We start from the raw sequence: 17,147 nt of genomic DNA on the forward strand, positions 1-17,147 counted from the left end.
GTAGAGGGCGCGCGCGCTGGCGCCTTCATGGGCTAGAGCAGCTCGCGCCCCAAAAGCACCAGCCCGGACACAAGCATCAGGCCGATCACCAGCCACCGAAAGGCGACGTCGCTGAGCCGCTGAAACGTGGCGATGCCGACCTGCGCCGCCACAAGCGCGCATCCGATCACCACCAGCAACGGCGTTGCGAGCGGCGCGTAGGCGCCCTGCACCGCAAAGGCCACAGTCGTGATGGCCAGCACCGCCACGTTGAAGGGCTGCATGACCGCGCGCGTCTCGTGCCGCGGCCAGGGCCGTAGCGCGCACCACATCGCGGGCAGGGCGCCTGACAGCCCCGCAAGCCCGCCCAACACGCCGCCCGCGAAGCCCACGCCGGCATCTGCCCAGGGCGTGGGCCGCTCAAAGCGCGGCAGCCTGCGCCGCAGCAGGAAGAACACGCCATAGATCACCATGAACCCGCCGATCACGAGCTTGAGCGGGCGCGGCTCGATCCAGCCCAGCGCGGCCGCGCCAAGCGGGATGCCGAGCAATGCGGGCAGCAGAAACCGCGCCAGGCGCCGGCGCGTGGCGCGGATCTCGCGCCGCACAATCCAGAGCCCCTGCAATCCGGTCACCAGTGCCGTGGCCACCGACAGCGCCACCGCCTCGCGCGGGGGGTAGATCTGCAACCAGAACCCCAGCGAGAACAGCGCCGTGCCAAACCCAGCCAGCCCGTTCACAAAGCCCGCCGCCAGGGCCCCGGTCACCAACAGCAGCATCTCTGCGGTCAAAACAGGGCCCGCCGGATCAGGTTCAGCCCGACAAGGGCGAAAAACACCATCAATGCGGCGCGGAACCCGCGCTCGGACAGGCGACCGCGCAGGCGCTCGCCCAGGGCGAAGCCCGCGAAGGTCGGCACCAGCAGCGCAATCGAGAACCAGATCAGCGCGCCCTCCAGGAAGCCCGCCCGCACATAGCCAATCAGCAGCGGGATCGAGCCGCAGAACAGGATCAGCCCGGTGGCGCGCACGAACTCGTCCTTCTGGGTGCCGCGTGCCGCCAGATAGAGCGCCATCGGCGGCGCCCAGACCCCCACGAGCCCGCCCATCACGCCCGACAGGGCGCCTGCGCCCAGCTGCACCGGCCGGTCCGCCGCCGCGGGTATCGCCGGGCGCCAGCCGCTGACGCTGGTGGCCACATAAAGCAGCAGCACCGCGCCCAGAGCGCCCATCACCGCCGCGTCCGAGGCGTTGACGGTCGACGCCACCGTCGCCGCCAGGGCCAGCATCAGCGCCGCCACGAAGGGCCAGTATGTGCGCACTGAGCGCCGCAGCTCCCCCGCGCGATGCACCTGCCAGGCGTTCGAGACCAGCATCGGCAGGATCGCCAGCGCGATGGCCACGCGGATGTCCACCGCCAGGGTCAAGAGCGCGATCGAGGTCGTCGGCAGCCCCAGCCCCACCACGCCCTTAATCGTCCCTGCCAGGAACAGCGCAAAGGCGGCGAAGAGATAGAGGCTGAGCTGGTCCAAGGGTCCTCGCATTGCGAAATCCGCCCATCTCTGACGCGGCTTTGACGCACATGCAAGCGCGCTGACGGATGCGCCGCGCCACAGGTTCTGACAACATCCCGCCCCGCGCCGATGCATGGCGCGCGACTAGGCCTTGCCGCCGCGCCGCGGCGTGATAAGAAGCCCGCCGACGAAAGAGGGGCAAAGATGCCAATCCTGGTGATGAAATTCGGCGGCACGTCGGTCGCCACGCTCGACCGCATCCGCCGCGCCGCCAAGCGCGTGGGCCGCGAGGTGGCCAATGGCTATGACGTGATCGTCATCGTCTCGGCCATGTCCGGCGAGACCAACAAGCTGGTGGAGTTCGTGGGCGAGACCGGCCAGTTCTACGACGCGCGCGAGTATGACGCCGTGGTAAGCTCTGGCGAGAACGTGACCGCGGGGCTGATGGCGCTGACCTTGCAAGAGATGGACGTGCCGGCGCGCTCCTGGCAGGGCTGGCAGGTGCCGCTCAAGACCAACTCGGCGCATTCCGCCGCCCGCATCGAGGAAATCCCGCCGGAGAACATCCTGGCGAAGTTCGGCGAGGGTATGAAGGTCGCCGTGGTTGCGGGCTTCCAGGGCATCTCGCCCGAGGGCCGCATCACCACCTTGGGGCGCGGCGGCAGCGACACCACCGCGGTGGCCTTCGCCGCGGCCTTTGGGGCCGAGCGCTGCGACATCTACACGGATGTGGACGGGGTCTATACCACGGACCCGCGGATCTCGGACAAGGCGCGCAAACTGGACCGCATCGCCTTCGAGGAGATGCTAGAGCTCGCCTCGCTGGGGGCGAAGGTGCTGCAGACGCGCTCGGTCGAGCTGGCGATGCGCTACAAGGTGAAACTGCGGGTACTCTCGAGTTTTGGTGAACTGGATGACGCGGCGGGCACGCTGGTCTGTGACGAGGACGATATTATGGAAAGCAATGTTGTAGCGGGCGTGGCCTATAGCCGTGACGAGGCCAAGATGACCCTGATCTCAGTGGCCGACCGGCCCGGCATCGCCGCCGCCATATTCGGCCCCCTGGCCGAGGCGGGCGTGAATGTCGACATGATCGTGCAGAACATCTCGGAAGAGGGTCGCACGGATATGACCTTCTCCTGCCCCACCGACCAGGTGGCGCGCGCCGAGAAGGCGATGCAGGCCGCCAAGGACAGCGGCGAGATCAACTTCCACGACCTGGTGGCGGACACGGATGTCTGCAAGGTCTCTGTCGTGGGCATCGGCATGCGCAGCCATGCGGGCGTGGCCAGCCAGATGTTCGCCGCGCTCAGCGCCGAGGGCATCAACATCAAGGTCATCACCACGTCGGAGATTAAGATCTCGGTGCTCATAGATCGCAAGTATCTGGAGCTGGCCGTGCAGGCCCTGCATGACAGCTTTGGACTAGAGAGCGCCGTCTAAGGCGCGGGTGCCGGCGGCGCCCTGTCTGTCTGGCGGCATGCGTTCCGCCTGCGATCCTCTTAACGCACAGCAGTAATCGGCATCGGCGTCGCTGGCGGGTGGCGTTCGATTTCATCGAGCGGCGCCTGCCGGGCATTGGCGCATGGTTGCCGCGTGCCGGCTGGCGGACCACTCCTGTGGTTTCGCGGCTGGCGCTTCTACGCCTTGTCAGAGGCGATCCCCTGATCTCACCCGGTCCGCGCGCTTGCGCTCATATGCTTTGGGCTGACGGCCGTAACCGCCGGGGTCCTGCGCTGACCGCCTGCGGTACGCTGCGCCCAGGGGTGCCGCAAAAGAAAAGGCCCCGCTTGGGTAAGCGGGGCCTTCGTTCTGTTGGAACGCGCTGCGCTTAATGCGCGTGCGGCTTGTCCCATTCCTCCTGCTTGGGGAGGGTCTCGAACGTGTGCTCTGGCGGCGGGCTGGGCAGGGTCCATTCCAGCGTGTCCGCGTATTCGTTCCAGTAGTTCTTCTCGGTCACCTTCTTGCCCCAGCGCAGGGTGTAGAACACCACGCCGATGAAGAAGACGAACGAGGCGAAGCTGAGGAACGCGCCGAAGGTCGACACCTTGTTCCAGTAGGCGAAGGCCTCTGGGTAGTCGATATAGCGGCGCGGCATGCCCTGGCGGCCCAGGAAGTGCTGCGGGAAGAAGGTGATGTTCGAGCCGATGAACATCATCCAGAAGTGCAGCTTGCCGGCCCATTCCGGGTACTGGCGCCCCGACATCTTGCCGATCCAGTAGTAGATACCGGCGAAGATCCCGAACACCGCGCCCAGCGACATCACGTAGTGGAAATGCGCTACCACATAGTAGGTGTCGTGATAGGCCCGGTCGACGCCCGCCTGGGACAGCACGATGCCGGTCACGCCGCCCAAGGTGAACAGGAAGATGAAACCAAAGGCCCAAAGCATGGGGGTCTTAAGCTCCACCGATCCGCCCCACATCGTGGCGATCCAAGAGAAGATCTTAATGCCCGTGGGCACCGCGATCACCATGGTCGCCAGCATGAAGTAGCTCTGCTGCGTCAGGCTCATGCCCACCGTGTACATGTGGTGCGCCCACACAACGAAGCCGAGCGCGCCGATGGCGATCATCGCCCAGACCATGGGCAGGTAGCCAAACACGGGCTTGCGCGCGAAGGTCGCGACCACGTGGCTGATGATACCGAAGGCCGGGACGATCACGATATACACCTCCGGGTGGCCGAAGAACCACAGGATGTGCTGGTACAGGATCGGGTCGCCGCCGCCCGCGGGGTCAAAGAAGGTGGTGCCGAAGTTCCGGTCCGTCAGCAGCATGGTGATCGCGCCCGCCAGAACCGGCAGGGACAGCAGGATCAGCCAGGCGGTGACAAAGATCGACCAGGCAAAGAGCGGCACCTTGAACAGGGTCATCCCCGGCGCGCGCATGTTCAGGAAGGTCGTGATCATGTTGATCGCGCCCAGGATCGACGAGGCGCCCGACAGGTGCACCGCGAAGATCGCCAGGTCCATGGAGTAGCCCTGCTCGATCGTCGACAGCGGCGGGTAGAGCACCCAGCCCACGCCGGAACCCGCCTGGCCGTTGCCGCCGGGCATGAAGACCGACATGATCGCCAGCGAGGACCCCGCCACGAACATCCAGTAGCTGAGGTTGTTCATCCGCGGGAAGGCCATGTCCGGCGCGCCGATCTGCAGCGGCATGAAGAAGTTGCCGAAGCCGCCGAACAGCGCCGGGATCACCACGAAGAACATCATCATGATGCCGTGGCCGGTGATCAGCACGTTCCACATATGCCCGTTGGGCGTGCAGGGCGTGCTCGGGTCCGCGATCAGCCGCGCGCCCTCAAGGCACATGTACTGAACGCCCGGATCCATCAGCTCGTAGCGCATGAAGATCGTGAAGGCGACCGAGATGAACCCGACCAGACCAGCGGTGAAAAGGTACAGAATGCCGATGTCTTTGTGGTTCGTGGACATGAACCACCGGACAAAGAACGACCGCTCATCGTGATGGTCGTCGTGGCCGTGAACGGCTGCGTCTGCCATGGGCGTGCCTCCAGGCTTAGTGTTGATAGGACGCCCGATTCGTACCGGTCCGCCCGCTTACCGGTGGTTTTAGTGCGCGGGGATTAACAGGGCAATGACGGAAGCCGCGTTTGTGGATACTCACTTTGTCGCAGTTTGCCACGGGGCGGGATCGCCAGAACGGTCTAAGGATCGGTGCGTAAGGTGCTGATATGAAAAGCGCCCGCCGGTTGGGGCGGGCGCAGTCCGTCGGACCGGCAGGGAGGAACCGGCCTGAGCAGTCGTTCGGGCCTATCCGGCCAGAGCCATAACCGGGATGATCAAAGCCATCCCAATGCCGACCATCGACAGGAAGAGGAGGTTGCTGGGCATGGGCGTTTCCTTTGACAGGGGACGAATGTCTTGACCAAAAGGTTAAGAACGCAGGGCCCTTCCATCAATGGATGGATTCCTTACCTCACCGGCAGTTGATCAAAGTTGCGCAGAACACGTGGAGTGAACGCAATGCGCCTACCGGCGTAGTGAGACGCAAATTTCTTGGAAGAAATTTGCCAAACTCTTGCAAGAGTTTGCCCGGCGCTCAATTGCTTGGTCCTTTGTATATGGGTCCTTGTCGCAGACCGAACCCGTTTCCTTGGAAGGAAACGGCAAATCTCTTGAAAGAGATTTGGGCCCGGCCTGCGCGCTCTATGAGGTCCATATAGATGTCGGACATCCGTCCTAATCGGCCTATTCGCCAAACATATCCCCAAAGCTCTGTCGCAGTGCCACATCCACATCCGCCATGGTCACGGGCAGGCCCAGATCGACTAGGCTTGTGACGCCGTGTCCCGTGATACCGCAAGGGACGATGCCGCCGAAATGCTCCAGATCGGGCTCCACATTGATCGAGATCCCATGGAAGCTGATCCATTTGCGCAGCCGGATGCCGAGGGCGGCGATCTTGTCCTCGCGCGGACTGCCGTCGGGCAGGGCGGGCTTCTCGGGGCGTTCGACCCAGACGCCGACGCGGCCGGGGCGGATCTCGCCCTGGATGTTGAACTGCTCCAGCGTCGCGATCACCCAGGCCTCCAGGTCGCGCACAAAACAGCGCACGTCCCGCCCGCGCTTGCCCACGTCCAGCATCACATAGACGACGCGCTGGCCCGGCCCGTGATAGGTGTACTGCCCGCCGCGCTTGGTCTCGAAGACGGGGAAGCGGTCGGGGTCGACCAAGTCAGCGGGCTTGGCAGAGGTCCCGGCGGTGTAGAGCGGCGGATGTTCGACCAGCCAGATCAGCTCGGGCGCGGTGCCCGCGGCGATCTGCGCGGCACGCGTCTCCATCCGCGCCACCGCGTCGGGGTAGGGCGTGAGCCCATCGCTGATTTCCCATTCGACCATGGCCCTTGTTTTTTCAACATTGCGGCAGATTCGCCAGCGGCAATTCCGGCCGCCCTGACCTTACGTCACCGAGCGCAGCGAAAGGGTCGGGAATTCCGGACCATTGCGGGCGATGCGGCAAGAATCCGCTAGTCATGCAAGCGAATCGTGTTACGATTTTGCCATCTTTTATTTGGGATATGTAAAAGGGGACAATTTCCATGTTGCCAAAGAAATTCCTTGCCGCGGCGGTTATGGCCGCCGTTTTCACGGCTCCGGCCACGCAAAGCTCTGCAGATGTGCATGGCCTTATTGGCGCGGTGATCATCGGCGGCGCGATTGCGAACGCCAACAAGAACAAGAAGCGCACGACCAAGCGGGTCTATTCCGGCTCCAGCTCGGCCACGCGCACCAAGAATCGCGAGACGCAGACCGCGCTAAACTATTTCGGCTTTAACGCGGGCGGCGCGGACGGGGTGCTGGGGCGCAAGTCGCGCACCGCGATCTCGGGCATGCAGAATTATCTGCAACTCCCGGTCACGGGCCGTTTGACGCAGTTCGAGCGTGACATCCTGATCGGCGCCTATCAGCGCGGCATCGGGGGCGCCTATGAGACCGTGCAGCTGGTCAGCAAGAGCCCCGACGGCTCGCGTATCCTGCTGCAAGAGCAGAAGAAGCTGATGACCGGCGTGCCGACGCAGCGTAGCGCGGGCTACGCGGGTCTGCCCCTTGAGGTCAGCCAGGCGGTGGACGAGATTGCGAACTCCTCCGACCCGACGCCAGAGCAGCTCTTGCAGCGCTCGGGCTTCATCCAGCTGGCCGACCTGAACGGCGACGGCAACAACGACTTTATCCTGGACACGTCGTTCTCGGGCTCGACCTTCTGGTGCTCGAGCGTGCAGTGCAAGACGCTGGTTTTCGTGTCGACGCCGAACGGCTACGCGCGCAACGACCTGCTGGCGTTCAACCCGACCCCCGCGACGTTCAACTGCGTGGGCTCAAGCTGCGTGGTGTCCGAGCAGGTGGTGACGGCCTCGATCGCATCCAGTAGCAGCGACCTTCCGAGCTCGACCGAGGTGGCTTTGTCGAGTGACGCGCCGGCCTCGGGCCTGCCGAGTTTTGGCAGCACGCCGGACACCGGCTCGGGTGGCGCGTTGCCGCTCTTTGGGGCCCCGGCAACCGCCTCGGCGCCGCTCAGCAGCACCTGCACCAAGATCTCCATGGTGGCCAACGCCAATGGCGGGCTGACCACCGTGGCCTTCCTGGATGATCCCAATAAGGTGATGATGGAGCAGCTCTGCCTGACCCGCGCATTGGTGATGGACCAGGGCGAGCAACTGGCCCTGGCGATCCCCGGCGTGACCCTGGCGCAGGTGGACGCGCAATGCGGCCAGTATGGCGACGCGCTGAAGGACCACGTGACCGCGCTGTCGCTTAAGCCGCGCTCTGAGGTGATCGAGGGCGTGGGTGGTTTCGTGCTGAACTCCGGCATGGACCCGGCGCAATTGGCGAACACGGCCAGGATCTGCATGGCGTCGGGATACCGCCTGGACGACATGAACGTCGCGCTGGGGACCGGCATGCTGCTGGTGATCCTGGGCGAGCCGCCCTATGGCGAGATGATGGGCCACCACCTAAGCCAGGGCGTCGGCACCTCGGCGCGCGTTGACCTGGCGCTGCAGTGGTACCAAGAGGCCCTAACGGCGCTGGACGCTGGCGCGCAGCCGGTCTTTGCGCCCAACCAGATCGAACGCCCGGCGCTGGTGCGCGCCGCGGCTGACATGCTGGCTGGCGGAACCAATACCGGGTTTGTGACCCCGGCACAGTCCGGCGGTGCCAAGGCGAAGCTGCCGACCTTTGGTGCGCCGAAGAACTAGCAGTTCGTCAAGAAGAGGACGTTTGGGAGCGGGGCAACAGCCCCGCTTCTTTTATGTGGGGGACATGCTTGCGGCTCACCGGGATCTCGGCGCCGTTTGACATGGTCAGGATCGCGCGATCCCCATCGCGCCGCGCGGCGGTGACCTGATCATACGCCGCCCAATGCGAGCGATGGACCTGCCCGCCATGGGTCGCGCCGACCTCTCGGATCGCATCCGATAGCCGCATCAGCACCAGCTCTTCGCCCTTGGTGGTTTGAACCCGGACATAGTGATCCTCGACCGAGAGCGCGATTAGGGCGCCGCGCTTTTCCAGGGGCAGGCGGTCTAGGATTGCGGGCAGGGCGGGGGGCGCCTCTGGAGCGGGGGGCGACCCGATGGGCCTGTCCAGATAGGTGCTGACCCCCGCGACGACGAAAGTGATCGCGAAGATCGCGCCCAGGAACTCGGGCAGCGCCTCGGCGCTGGGGGTGACGGCGAAGGCCATGAGATTGAGCGCCATCACGATCAGAGCGACGCCCACCGCGGTGACCGAGGCCACCGCCAGGACGCGCAGCCACAGGGGCCGGGCGGCCAGGCGCGGCCCCAGCCAGGCCCCGACCAGCGCCCCGAACCCGTAGGTCGCGAACACCACGACCAGCCAATAGGCAAGGCGGGGGCCAAGCCGCATCACATCCCCGGTGTCAAAGGGCCCGGCAACGCCCAGCACGACCCCAGCCCCCGCCAGAATGGCGAGTGTCGTGGGCCGCCCCATGAAGGCCCGCCATTCACGAAGCGCGGAATGCGAAGGGGTGTCGTCCACGAAGCGGGCTCCTTGGTTGGCGTAACCGGTCTGGCGCGGGGCCGCCGGGCGGCGGCATAGCGCTTGTGACCTAATCTAGGAGTTTGAGATGCAGCTTGCACCCCTTCTTGAGGCCACACCGGTGATCCAGGTGCATATGCTCAGCGCCCTGGCGGCGATCCTGGTGGGCCCCTTCGCGCTCTACCGCCGCCGCCGGGACCGGTGGCACCGACGCCTCGGCTATGGCTGGACCGGCGCGATGCTGCTGGCGGCGACGAGCGCGCTGTTCATTCCCTCGGCGGGGTTGGCGCTTTTGGGGCCGTTCGGGCCGATCCACGCGCTGGTGCTGTTGGTCTACGCAGGGCTGTGGCAGGCGATCCGGGCCATCCGCGCCGGGCGCGTGACCGAGCATCGCGCGGCGATGTCGTCGCTCTACTGGCGCGGCATTGGGATCGCGGGGCTGTTCACGCTTATGCCGGGGCGGATCGTGAATCGCATGGTGCTGCCAGAATGGCCAGAGGCGGGCTGGGGGCTGATCGGGCTGGGTCTTTGCGCGCTCTTCTTGGTGCCGCGCCTGGCCACCGCGCGGCAGCGGCGCGCCCAGCAAGCCCTTAAAGTTAAACAAGAAACGGGTCTTTTCCGGGGCCAGGAAATTCGCTGAGCCGACGCGCTAATTTGGCCTTGAGCCCGCGCGATGAGGCCGCTATACGCTGTCCGTCCAATGCTAGGGCATGTGCGGTCGTGGCGGAATTGGTAGACGCGCAGCGTTGAGGTCGCTGTGAGGTAACACTCGTGCGAGTTCGAGTCTCGCCGACCGCACCATTCAAAGCACCGACCTGGTCGGTGCTTTTTGCGTTGAGGTTTGGCAGATGCTTGACGATCAGATGCCGCTGGAAGAGCTGCTGCAGCACCTGCAGGCCTTGGCTCAAGGCGCGCTGAGCCTGTGGGATCTGCCCGCCGGGGCCGCCGCCCGCCTGATCAACGTCTCCGAGAACGCCACCTATCTGGTCGAGGCCCCCGGCGGCTGGCGCGCGGTGCTGCGCGTGCATCGCGCCGGCTATCACAGCCGCGACGCCATCCAAAGCGAGCTTGCCTGGATGGCCGCGCTGGAGGGCGACGGCGTCGTGGCGACGCCGCAGGCGATTGCCGGCAAAGACGGAGCTCTGATCCAAACGGCGCGCACCCCCGGGCTGGAGGCCCCGCGCTTTCTTGTGCTGTTTCACTTCATCGACGGCGCGGCGCCCGACGAGACGGGCGATCTGCGCCCCAGCTTCGAGACGCTTGGCGCGATTGCCGCCCGGGTGCATGAGCACAGCCTTGCCTGGTCGCGCCCCGCGGGGTTCGAGCGCATGTCATGGGACCTAAACGCGGTGTTTGGGCCGGACGCGACCTGGGGCGATTGGCGCGCGGCCCCGCATGTCGGCCCGCCCGAGCGCGACATGCTCGAGCAGCTGCAGCGCGTGATCACGCAGCGGCTGACCTCCTACGGCACCGGGGCGGAGCGCTTTGGCCTGATCCACGCCGATATGCGCCTGGCCAACCTGCTTGTCCATAAGGGCCAGACCCGCGTGATCGACTTTGACGATTGCGGCTTTGGGTGGCTGATGTATGACTTCGCCGCCGCGATCAGCTTTATCGAGACCAGCCCGGAAATCCCCAACCTCAAGGCCGCCTGGCTGCGCGGGTACCGCAGCGTGCGCGCCCTGCCGCCCGCCGATGAGGCCGAGATCGACACCTTCGTGATGCTCCGCCGGATGGCCTTGCTGGCCTGGATCGGCAGCCATATCGAGGCGCCGGAGCCGCAAGAGATGGCGCCGCATTTCGCCGAAGGCACGGTGCGCCTGGCCCGAGCGTTCTTGGCGCGGCAGAGCTAGCGCCAGCGCCAGCGGCGGTTTAACCGCGCGTTAAGCCTGCTCCTATCTCTCTTCTCATTATTTGGCCCGGGCGCATGGAATGTGCCTAATCTTCATGGGCAGTTAGGTTTTTTGCGGCATCTAGTCGGCACGATGAGCTTGATACGAGGTGTTGTTATGAGTTGGCTGAGTCGTCTAATCTGCGCGTTCGCGTTGTGCCTGGGAACCGCCAATGTGGCGCAGGCCGAACCGCTGGAGCTTTTCGTCGACGCGGATTATTCGATCAACCACTCCGCCGCCGGGGCTATCGAGCTGGGCTTTCGCACCGCGCTTGCAGAGGTGGGGCACCGCGTCGGCGGGCACGACCTCGTGTTGGTGCCGATGGATCACCGCGGCAATGTCAAACGATCAAAGCGCAACTTACAGCAATACCTCAAAAGCGGGACGGCCTTGGCAATCGTGGGCGGGCTGCACTCGCCGCCCTACCTTTCGCATCGCGAGTTCATAAACGACAACCGCATTCTGACACTTCTGCCCTGGTCCGCGGCGGGGCCGATCACGCGCGCGCAGCCTGGGTCAGAGAACTGGATATTCCGGCTCTCGGTGGACGATTTCCAATCCGGGGGCTTCCTTGTGCGCGAGGCCGTGGACCGTCAGGGCTGCGAAAACGTCGCCTTGGTGCTGCTTGATACGGGCTGGGGCAGGGCGAATTTCGGAACTCTGACGGCGGCGCTGGCCGAACGCGGGATGGAGCCCACGCAGACCGAGTATTTCTCTTCCGCTATCGGCTCGGCATCGGCGCTTTCATTGGCGGAGACGATCGCACGCTCAAAGCCCGATTGCGCGATCATGTTGGCAAATTGGGACAATGGCGCCCAGGTGATCAACGCGCTTTATGAAAGATTGCCGTCGCTTCGGCTGTTTAGCCATTGGGGCATCATGGGCGGGCGATTCACGGAAGTTGTGCCCAGAGAGACAAGAGATAGCATGCAGATCAGGGTGCTGCAGACCTGCATTCTGCGCCGCGAGCACGAGGGCAGCCCGATCCTAAAGGCCGCCTTGGCCGCGGGGGCCCCGGATGTGGCCTCGGTTGCCGAGATTGGCGCGCCAACCGGGTTCGTGCATGGCTATGACTTGGCCCGCGTGCTGCTGGCAGCGGTGGAACAGGCCTCGAAAACCGATGCGTGGAGCGGGGACATCCTGGCCAAGCGCGCGGCGGTCCACGCAGCGCTAGAGAACCTAGAGACCCCGGTGGAGGGTATTCTGGACCGCTATGCGCCGCCGTTCTCGCCCTATTCGGAACTGGCCCCGAACGCACATGAGGCACTGGGTTTTGACGACCTGTGCATGGCGCGCTTTCGGCCCGATGGCTTTCTAGAGCATGCTGAGTAGGTTCCGAGATAGCGGTCGTGCTGACGCGGGCACGGTCAGTCTGCGATTCTGGTCGCTGCTGATTGTGATCCTGATACTGGCGGTTGCCAGTTCAGCGCTGGCCGTGCGCTATACCGCGACGCCGTTTCTAGAGGCGCAGCAGCGCGAGGACCTGGCAGAAAAGGTCCGCAAGGATGCTCAGGGACTTGAAAGCGCGCTGTCCCAGCACCGGCTGCTGCTGCAATTTCTGGCCGGCAATTCCGACTTTGTGGATGTGGTCATCGGCTATGTCGCGCATGCCAATATTGTGCGCGACACGCTGGAGAACATGCAGCGCCCGGATGCCCTGTCTTGGGTGCGGGTCTATGATGCATTCGAAGAGCAGGTCGGCGGCTTGGATGTGCGGGCAGCCGAATTCGAGTTGTTTGAGGAAAGAGAGCTTTTGGACCTGGCCAGTTCCATGGTGATGGAGGGTGTTGAAACCTCGCAGATGGTCGTTCTGAGAACGCAAGGCGAGTATGTGCATGTGGTGCTTGCCGTGCCCGTGACCAATAAGGGGTTCTCTGAGGGCGCGGTCGTTGCGGGGTTTCGGCTGGAACCCGCCCAGATCTTCGCCGCGGATGAGGTGACGCAGCCCAGCTTCATTGTGGAAAGCGCAAACCTAGAGACGGTGCTGGCCGATCTGCCGCCGAATTCCATCTCGGCCTCTTTGAAAGAGCCCGCTCTTGCGGTGGTGCTGGTGCCGGATGTCGAGGGGATCGCATCCGCCGGGCGGATGCTGCTGACCCGCACGGCAAGCGCTGTGGCCTTGGTGCTGTTCGGGGCGTTTGGCATCTTTGCCGCACTTGGGCGCGCGGCCCTGGTTGAGCCGCATCGCAAGCTGCATGACCAGAAGAAATCCCTTTCCGAACTGGCCGCCGTCGCGAAGCTGTCCAATGATGCGATTGTGGTGACCGATCTGGACTCCAAGATCACCTGGACGAACCCGGCCTTCTCGGCGCTGTCGGGATATTCCGCTGAGGAGGTGAAAGGCCTCACACCGGGCGCCTTATTGCAGGGGCCCGAAACGGACCAGGCGACCGTAAGAGAGATATCGCGCGGATTGCGTGATCGCGAACCAACAAAAGTCGAGCTTCTGAATTACCACAAAAGCGGCGAGAAATACTGGGTCTCAATCAGCATCACGCCGCTTGAGGCAAGCGATGGCCAGGTCTACGGTTTCATGGCGATCACCTATGATATCACCGAGGCCCGCAAACAGCGCGATGCGCTGATCGAGGCCAAAAACCAGATCGAGCTTCAGGCGCTGCATGACCCGCTCACCGGGCTGCCGAACCGGCGCGCGCTGGATATCGAGTTGAAGGAACGTGTTGGTGCCGGCGCCGAGCCAGAGGCAACCTTGGTGCGGATCGATCTGGACCATTTCAAATACGTCAACGACACGATGGGGCACGAGGCCGGTGACTTTGTCTTATGCGAAGTGGCCGAAATCTTGCGGTCTGAGACGAAGTCCGATGATCTGCCGGTGCGCGTTGGTGGTGATGAATTCGTGGTGCTTCTGGGCGCGGGCCGCAACGCGTCCGAGGGGCTTTCCGTGGCAGAGCGCATGCTAAAGCGCATTAAGCAGCCGAAGGAATACGCGAATAAAACCATCCGCGTCGGCGCGAGTTTTGGTGTCGCCAGCACCGGCAGCGGGCTGTTGCCGATCGAGGACCTGACGGTCGGCGCGGATGCGGCGCTCTATGAGGCCAAGGACACAGGCCGCAACCGCGTGCGGCTTTATACGCCCGAGTTGCATCGCTCGGTGCTTGAGAGGCGATCTTTGGCACGCGAGATTCGCCGCGGCATCGCAAACGAAGAATTCGTGCCCTATTTTCAGCCGCAGGTGGATGCACGGACCTATGACATCGTGGGCGTCGAGACCTTGGTGCGCTGGGAATCCCCTGAGCTTGGGCTGCTTTATCCGGACGACTTCTTGCCCATCGCACAGCAGCTTTCGGCGGTGGACGACATTGACGCGATCCTGTTCCGCAAGGCGTTGGACCAGATTATCGCGCTGCGCGGGACCGGCATGATCATCCCGAAAGTGTCCTTCAATGTCACCGTGGAGCGGGTTCAAAGCCCGATCATCTTCGAGACGGTGCAGCGCTATATCGACTCCGGCCCGACCTTGGCCTTTGAGATCCTAGAATCGGTGCTGGTCGAGGAGCAGTCCGATATGTTCATGTTTAGCTTGGACCGGCTTAAGGACATGGGCGTGAAGATCGAGATCGACGATTTTGGATCCGGCCACGCCTCTATCGTGGGGCTGATGCATCTGATGCCCAATGTCATGAAGATCGACAAGCAGTTGGTGATGCCGATCACCAGCTCGTCGATGACGCGGAACTTGCTCAAGCAGATCGTCGGCATGGCCGACCTTATGGGGCTGAAGATCACCGCCGAGGGCGTTGAGACCTTTGAACATGCCGAAATCCTTGCCGAGCTTGGTTGCCATACGCTGCAGGGCTATGCCTTCGCCAAGGCGATGCCGATTGATAAGCTGCAGGAGTTTGTTCTGGACTGGCAGACCCGGTCGCAGCCGCAATTGCGGCCCGCGGGTCGCGCTGCGCAGTAATCACTGCGCCGCGGCGGCGCTTTGGCGGATCGGGTCAGAACTTGGCGGCCAGCCGCGCGGCTTCGCTGCGCGTTACGGTCAAACTGGCGGTGTCTTCGCCGGGAAAAAAGCGAGCGCGCACGGCGGTGGGCATGGGCGCGGGCTCTAGAATGTGCACTTTTGGGCCATTGCGCGCGGTCTCGGCGGCCCAGGCCTGGGCCAGTGCGATCTGCGCCTGCTTTGAAGCGGCATAGGCGCCAAAGAATTTCTCGTCCGCATGTGGATCGGCAAAGAAGACGGCTTGGCCCTGCGCGCCCAAAAGAGGCGCGATCATCGGGATAAGCGTCGCCGTTGCCGTGACGTTCAGGGCAAGCGTTTTTGCAAGATCTTTTGCGTCGATATGGTCGGCGGGCGCCAGGGGCGGAGCGTGGACCGCAGAATGCACCCAAATCGAAAGCCCGCCCCAGCGATCAAAGACTGACCGGCACAGATGCGCCATGGCCCCGGCATCGGTCACATCCATCGGCGCCAGCGTCGCAGACCCGTCGGCGGCCTGAATCCTGTCATCAAGCTCCTCTAGACCGCCGGTCGTGCGCGCCACGGCGATGATATGCGCGCGCGCTGAGAGCTCCACGGCCAGGGCGGCACCAAGGCCGCGCGAGGCGCCCGTGATCAGGATGGGTTTGGCATCAAGATGAGAGACAGACATGGCGGTCCTGTCGCATTTGGCGCCAGCATCCACAAGGGGCAGGTTGACACGGGCGGTTCGCTGCCGGATACCGCACGACAAGCTTAACAAAAGGACAGGAAGCATGACCCTCAGCCACGCGCTCTTCCCCTCGATGTCGCGATTGACCCAAGTTTTGTTGGTGCTTGGAGGCGCGGCTGTGATCGCGGTCGCCGCACAGATCAGCGTGAACATCTGGCCGGTCTCCATGACGCTGCAGACGCTGGCGATCCTGGCCATCGGTTTCGCCTATGGCGCCCGGCTGGGCGGGGCCACTTTGGTGACCTATCTGGGCTATGGCGCGATGGGGCTGCCGGTGTTTTCCAAGGGCATGAACGGGGTGGCCTTCTTTGGCCCCACGGCGGGGTTCTTGGTCGGTTTCGTGTTCATGGCCATCCTGGCGGGGATGGTGACCGACCGCGGGCAGCGCAGCTTTGCGGTGCTGGCGATCACCGGCGTGGTGCTGTCGGCGATGATCTACATCCCCGGCGTGGCCTGGGCGATGGGCGCGGACGCGATGCTGGGCCTGGACACCAGCAAGTGGGGCGCGGATAGCTTTGCCTCGATCTGGACCTGGTACATGTCGCCCTTCATCATCGGCGACGCGGTGAAGGCGGTGATCGCGGCGCTGATCGTGTCGGGCGCCTGGGTTGCCCTGAAGAAGCGCGCCTAAGTCACTATCAAAGAACGAAAAAAACGCCGCCGGGGCCCGCGTTCCGGCGGCGTTTTCTTTGGCGCGGATCCTAGTAGCTGTAGGTCGTGCCGCTCTCAATCGCCTTGGTCAGCGAGACCTCGGCCCAGCTGCCAGCACCCCCGCGGGCGCGGATCTCTTTCAGCTGCGCCGCGGCGGCCACAAGGTCACCGGCCTCGACAAAGCCCTGACCCATGTAGGAGCGCGCCAGGAAGTTATCGGGGTTCTTGGCGATGGCCTGGCGGTAATAGGCGTTCCCCATTTCCAGATCGCCCTGCTTGCGGTGCACGAAGCCCTTATAGGTCAGCACGCGGTCGTCCTGCGCGTCGTTCATCGCGGCCAGCACCGCGAGCGTCTCGGGATACTGCCCTGCATAGGCGAAGGCCCGCGCGGCCTGATAAAGCGCTGCGTCATCCAGCGCGCCAGAGCTCGGCGCCACGCAGGTCTTGCCGTCATCGGCCAGCACCTTGCCCAGCTTCATGCAGGCCTTCTCGGCCGAGGTCGGGGTCGGGGCGCTGTCATCGCCGCCCCCGGCGGCAAAAGCGACGGTCGGCAGGGCCAGAACAGTGGCGAGAATCATAGAACGCATGGGGAGGACTCCGTTGTTGGCGTTTGGTGTAAAGGAAACACCGCAGGGGCCATTCCTATCCAATCACAGATGCTTGAGCGCGTGTTTCAAAGCAAACGCCGGGCACGTTTCGGCGCCCGGCGTCTTTGTAATCCGTTGATGTTCCGAGACTATCCCGTCACGACCGGTATGCAGGTGCCGGTTTTTTCGTCAAAGGCCGTGCCCTCGGCGCAGCTCATGGCCTGCTCTGTGTGGCCATAGCCCGAGCAACCCATCGCCATCGCGAATGTTGGAGAGAGCACCAGAATTGCGGCGGCCAAGGTCGTTTTGATCTTCATCACGCGT

Annotated in this window: 15 protein-coding genes and 1 tRNA gene; 8 read left to right on the plus strand and 8 right to left on the minus strand. The window is 64.1% G+C overall.

The genetic code is table 11. The features are described 5' to 3' along the window. Positions 1-32: 32 nt before the first annotated feature. Positions 33-770, minus strand: a complete 738-nt coding sequence (locus AIOL_RS10415) for a sulfite exporter TauE/SafE family protein (protein WP_049642918.1) — start codon at positions 768-770, stop codon at positions 33-35. Further along, positions 767-1,522 (minus strand): sulfite exporter TauE/SafE family protein, encoded by a 756-nt coding sequence (locus AIOL_RS10420; RefSeq protein WP_160314461.1) that lies wholly within the window; start codon positions 1,520-1,522, stop codon positions 767-769. Before AIOL_RS10420 ends, AIOL_RS10415 begins: the two co-directional genes overlap by 4 nt. A 174-nt stretch (positions 1,523-1,696) precedes the next feature. Between AIOL_RS10420 and AIOL_RS10425 the strand changes: the two genes are divergently transcribed. Further along, a complete protein-coding gene (locus tag AIOL_RS10425) occupies positions 1,697-2,935 on the plus strand; it encodes an aspartate kinase (RefSeq protein ID WP_049645380.1) in 1,239 nt (412 codons plus the stop codon). 388 nt (positions 2,936-3,323) lie between these two features. Here the strand turns inward: AIOL_RS10425 and ctaD are convergent, their stop codons facing one another. Then, positions 3,324-5,000, minus strand: a complete 1,677-nt coding sequence (ctaD, locus tag AIOL_RS10430; protein WP_049642920.1) for a cytochrome c oxidase subunit I — start codon at positions 4,998-5,000, stop codon at positions 3,324-3,326. A 708-nt stretch (positions 5,001-5,708) separates the two neighbouring features. Beyond that, positions 5,709-6,389: a lipoyl(octanoyl) transferase LipB gene (lipB, locus tag AIOL_RS10435; RefSeq protein WP_268760229.1), complete on the minus strand. Its 681-nt coding sequence runs from the start codon at positions 6,387-6,389 to the stop codon at positions 5,709-5,711. Between the two features lie 170 nt (positions 6,390-6,559). On the opposite strand from lipB, the gene AIOL_RS23945 reads away from it, so the two are divergent. After that, positions 6,560-8,215 carry a peptidoglycan-binding domain-containing protein gene (locus tag AIOL_RS23945; protein WP_053101240.1) on the plus strand — a complete coding sequence of 552 codons (1,656 nt, stop codon included), beginning with the start codon at positions 6,560-6,562 and terminating at the stop codon, positions 8,213-8,215. Between the two features lie 7 nt (positions 8,216-8,222). On the opposite strand, the gene AIOL_RS10445 is transcribed toward AIOL_RS23945, so the two are convergent. Further along, a complete protein-coding gene (locus tag AIOL_RS10445; protein WP_152912477.1) occupies positions 8,223-9,017 on the minus strand; it encodes a LytTR family DNA-binding domain-containing protein in 795 nt (264 codons plus the stop codon). An 88-nt stretch (positions 9,018-9,105) separates the two neighbouring features. On the opposite strand from AIOL_RS10445, the gene AIOL_RS10450 reads away from it, so the two are divergent. The 5 genes from AIOL_RS10450 to AIOL_RS10470 all read left to right on the plus strand — a co-directional run bounded on the left by AIOL_RS10450 (position 9,106) and on the right by AIOL_RS10470 (position 14,837). Next, complete coding sequence (locus tag AIOL_RS10450; protein ID WP_049642923.1) at positions 9,106-9,657, plus strand: DUF2306 domain-containing protein; 552 nt, start codon at positions 9,106-9,108, stop codon at positions 9,655-9,657. Between the two features lie 74 nt (positions 9,658-9,731). Next, positions 9,732-9,818: transfer RNA gene (locus tag AIOL_RS10455), tRNA-Leu, on the plus strand. A 47-nt stretch (positions 9,819-9,865) separates the two neighbouring features. Continuing rightward, on the plus strand, positions 9,866-10,870 hold the full coding sequence (locus AIOL_RS10460) for a phosphotransferase enzyme family protein (protein WP_200898749.1): 1,005 nt from the start codon (positions 9,866-9,868) through the stop codon (positions 10,868-10,870). 156 nt (positions 10,871-11,026) lie between these two features. Continuing rightward, positions 11,027-12,241 (plus strand): ABC transporter substrate-binding protein, encoded by a 1,215-nt coding sequence (locus AIOL_RS10465; protein WP_160314462.1) that lies wholly within the window; start codon positions 11,027-11,029, stop codon positions 12,239-12,241. Then, complete coding sequence (locus tag AIOL_RS10470) at positions 12,231-14,837, plus strand: putative bifunctional diguanylate cyclase/phosphodiesterase (RefSeq protein ID WP_049642925.1); 2,607 nt, start codon at positions 12,231-12,233, stop codon at positions 14,835-14,837. Before AIOL_RS10465 ends, AIOL_RS10470 begins: the two co-directional genes overlap by 11 nt. A gap of 34 nt (positions 14,838-14,871) precedes the next feature. Here AIOL_RS10470 and AIOL_RS10475 read toward each other — a convergent pair whose 3' ends face one another. After that, positions 14,872-15,525 (minus strand): SDR family NAD(P)-dependent oxidoreductase, encoded by a 654-nt coding sequence (locus tag AIOL_RS10475; RefSeq protein WP_049642926.1) that lies wholly within the window; start codon positions 15,523-15,525, stop codon positions 14,872-14,874. 103 nt (positions 15,526-15,628) lie between these two features. Here AIOL_RS10475 and AIOL_RS10480 point away from each other — a divergent pair, with 103 nt between their 5' ends. Beyond that, positions 15,629-16,216 carry a biotin transporter BioY gene (locus AIOL_RS10480; protein ID WP_049642927.1) on the plus strand — a complete coding sequence of 196 codons (588 nt, stop codon included), beginning with the start codon at positions 15,629-15,631 and terminating at the stop codon, positions 16,214-16,216. A gap of 70 nt (positions 16,217-16,286) precedes the next feature. On the opposite strand, the gene AIOL_RS10485 is transcribed toward AIOL_RS10480, so the two are convergent. Continuing rightward, positions 16,287-16,823, minus strand: a complete 537-nt coding sequence (locus tag AIOL_RS10485) for a tetratricopeptide repeat protein (RefSeq protein WP_049642928.1) — start codon at positions 16,821-16,823, stop codon at positions 16,287-16,289. Positions 16,824-16,972: 149 nt separating this feature from the next. Next, complete coding sequence (locus tag AIOL_RS25715) at positions 16,973-17,140, minus strand: carbohydrate-binding module family 14 protein (RefSeq protein WP_200898750.1); 168 nt, start codon at positions 17,138-17,140, stop codon at positions 16,973-16,975. Between the last annotated feature and the right edge of the window lie 7 nt (positions 17,141-17,147).

It is taken from the genome of Candidatus Rhodobacter oscarellae, from assembly GCF_001078595.1.
Taxonomy (GTDB): domain Bacteria; phylum Pseudomonadota; class Alphaproteobacteria; order Rhodobacterales; family Rhodobacteraceae; genus Rhodobacter_B; species Rhodobacter_B oscarellae.

Bases quoted from the DNA above. Each gene is read 5' to 3' on its own strand.
- AIOL_RS10420 (WP_160314461.1), bottom strand. From the start codon at position 1,522: ATGCGAGGACCCTTGGACCAGCTCAGCCTCTATCTCTTCGCCGCCTTT.
- AIOL_RS10425 (WP_049645380.1), top strand. From the start codon at position 1,697: ATGCCAATCCTGGTGATGAAATTCGGCGGCACGTCGGTCGCCACGCTC.
- AIOL_RS10470 (WP_049642925.1), top strand. From the start codon at position 12,231: ATGCTGAGTAGGTTCCGAGATAGCGGTCGTGCTGACGCGGGCACGGTC.
- AIOL_RS10485 (WP_049642928.1), bottom strand. From the start codon at position 16,823: ATGCGTTCTATGATTCTCGCCACTGTTCTGGCCCTGCCGACCGTCGCT.
- ctaD (WP_049642920.1), bottom strand. From the start codon at position 5,000: ATGGCAGACGCAGCCGTTCACGGCCACGACGACCATCACGATGAGCGG.
- AIOL_RS10480 (WP_049642927.1), top strand. From the start codon at position 15,629: ATGACCCTCAGCCACGCGCTCTTCCCCTCGATGTCGCGATTGACCCAA.
- AIOL_RS25715 (WP_200898750.1), bottom strand. From the start codon at position 17,140: ATGAAGATCAAAACGACCTTGGCCGCCGCAATTCTGGTGCTCTCTCCA.
- AIOL_RS10475 (WP_049642926.1), bottom strand. From the start codon at position 15,525: ATGTCTGTCTCTCATCTTGATGCCAAACCCATCCTGATCACGGGCGCC.
- AIOL_RS10450 (WP_049642923.1), top strand. From the start codon at position 9,106: ATGCAGCTTGCACCCCTTCTTGAGGCCACACCGGTGATCCAGGTGCAT.
- AIOL_RS10465 (WP_160314462.1), top strand. From the start codon at position 11,027: ATGAGTTGGCTGAGTCGTCTAATCTGCGCGTTCGCGTTGTGCCTGGGA.
- AIOL_RS10460 (WP_200898749.1), top strand. From the start codon at position 9,866: ATGCTTGACGATCAGATGCCGCTGGAAGAGCTGCTGCAGCACCTGCAG.
- AIOL_RS23945 (WP_053101240.1), top strand. From the start codon at position 6,560: ATGTTGCCAAAGAAATTCCTTGCCGCGGCGGTTATGGCCGCCGTTTTC.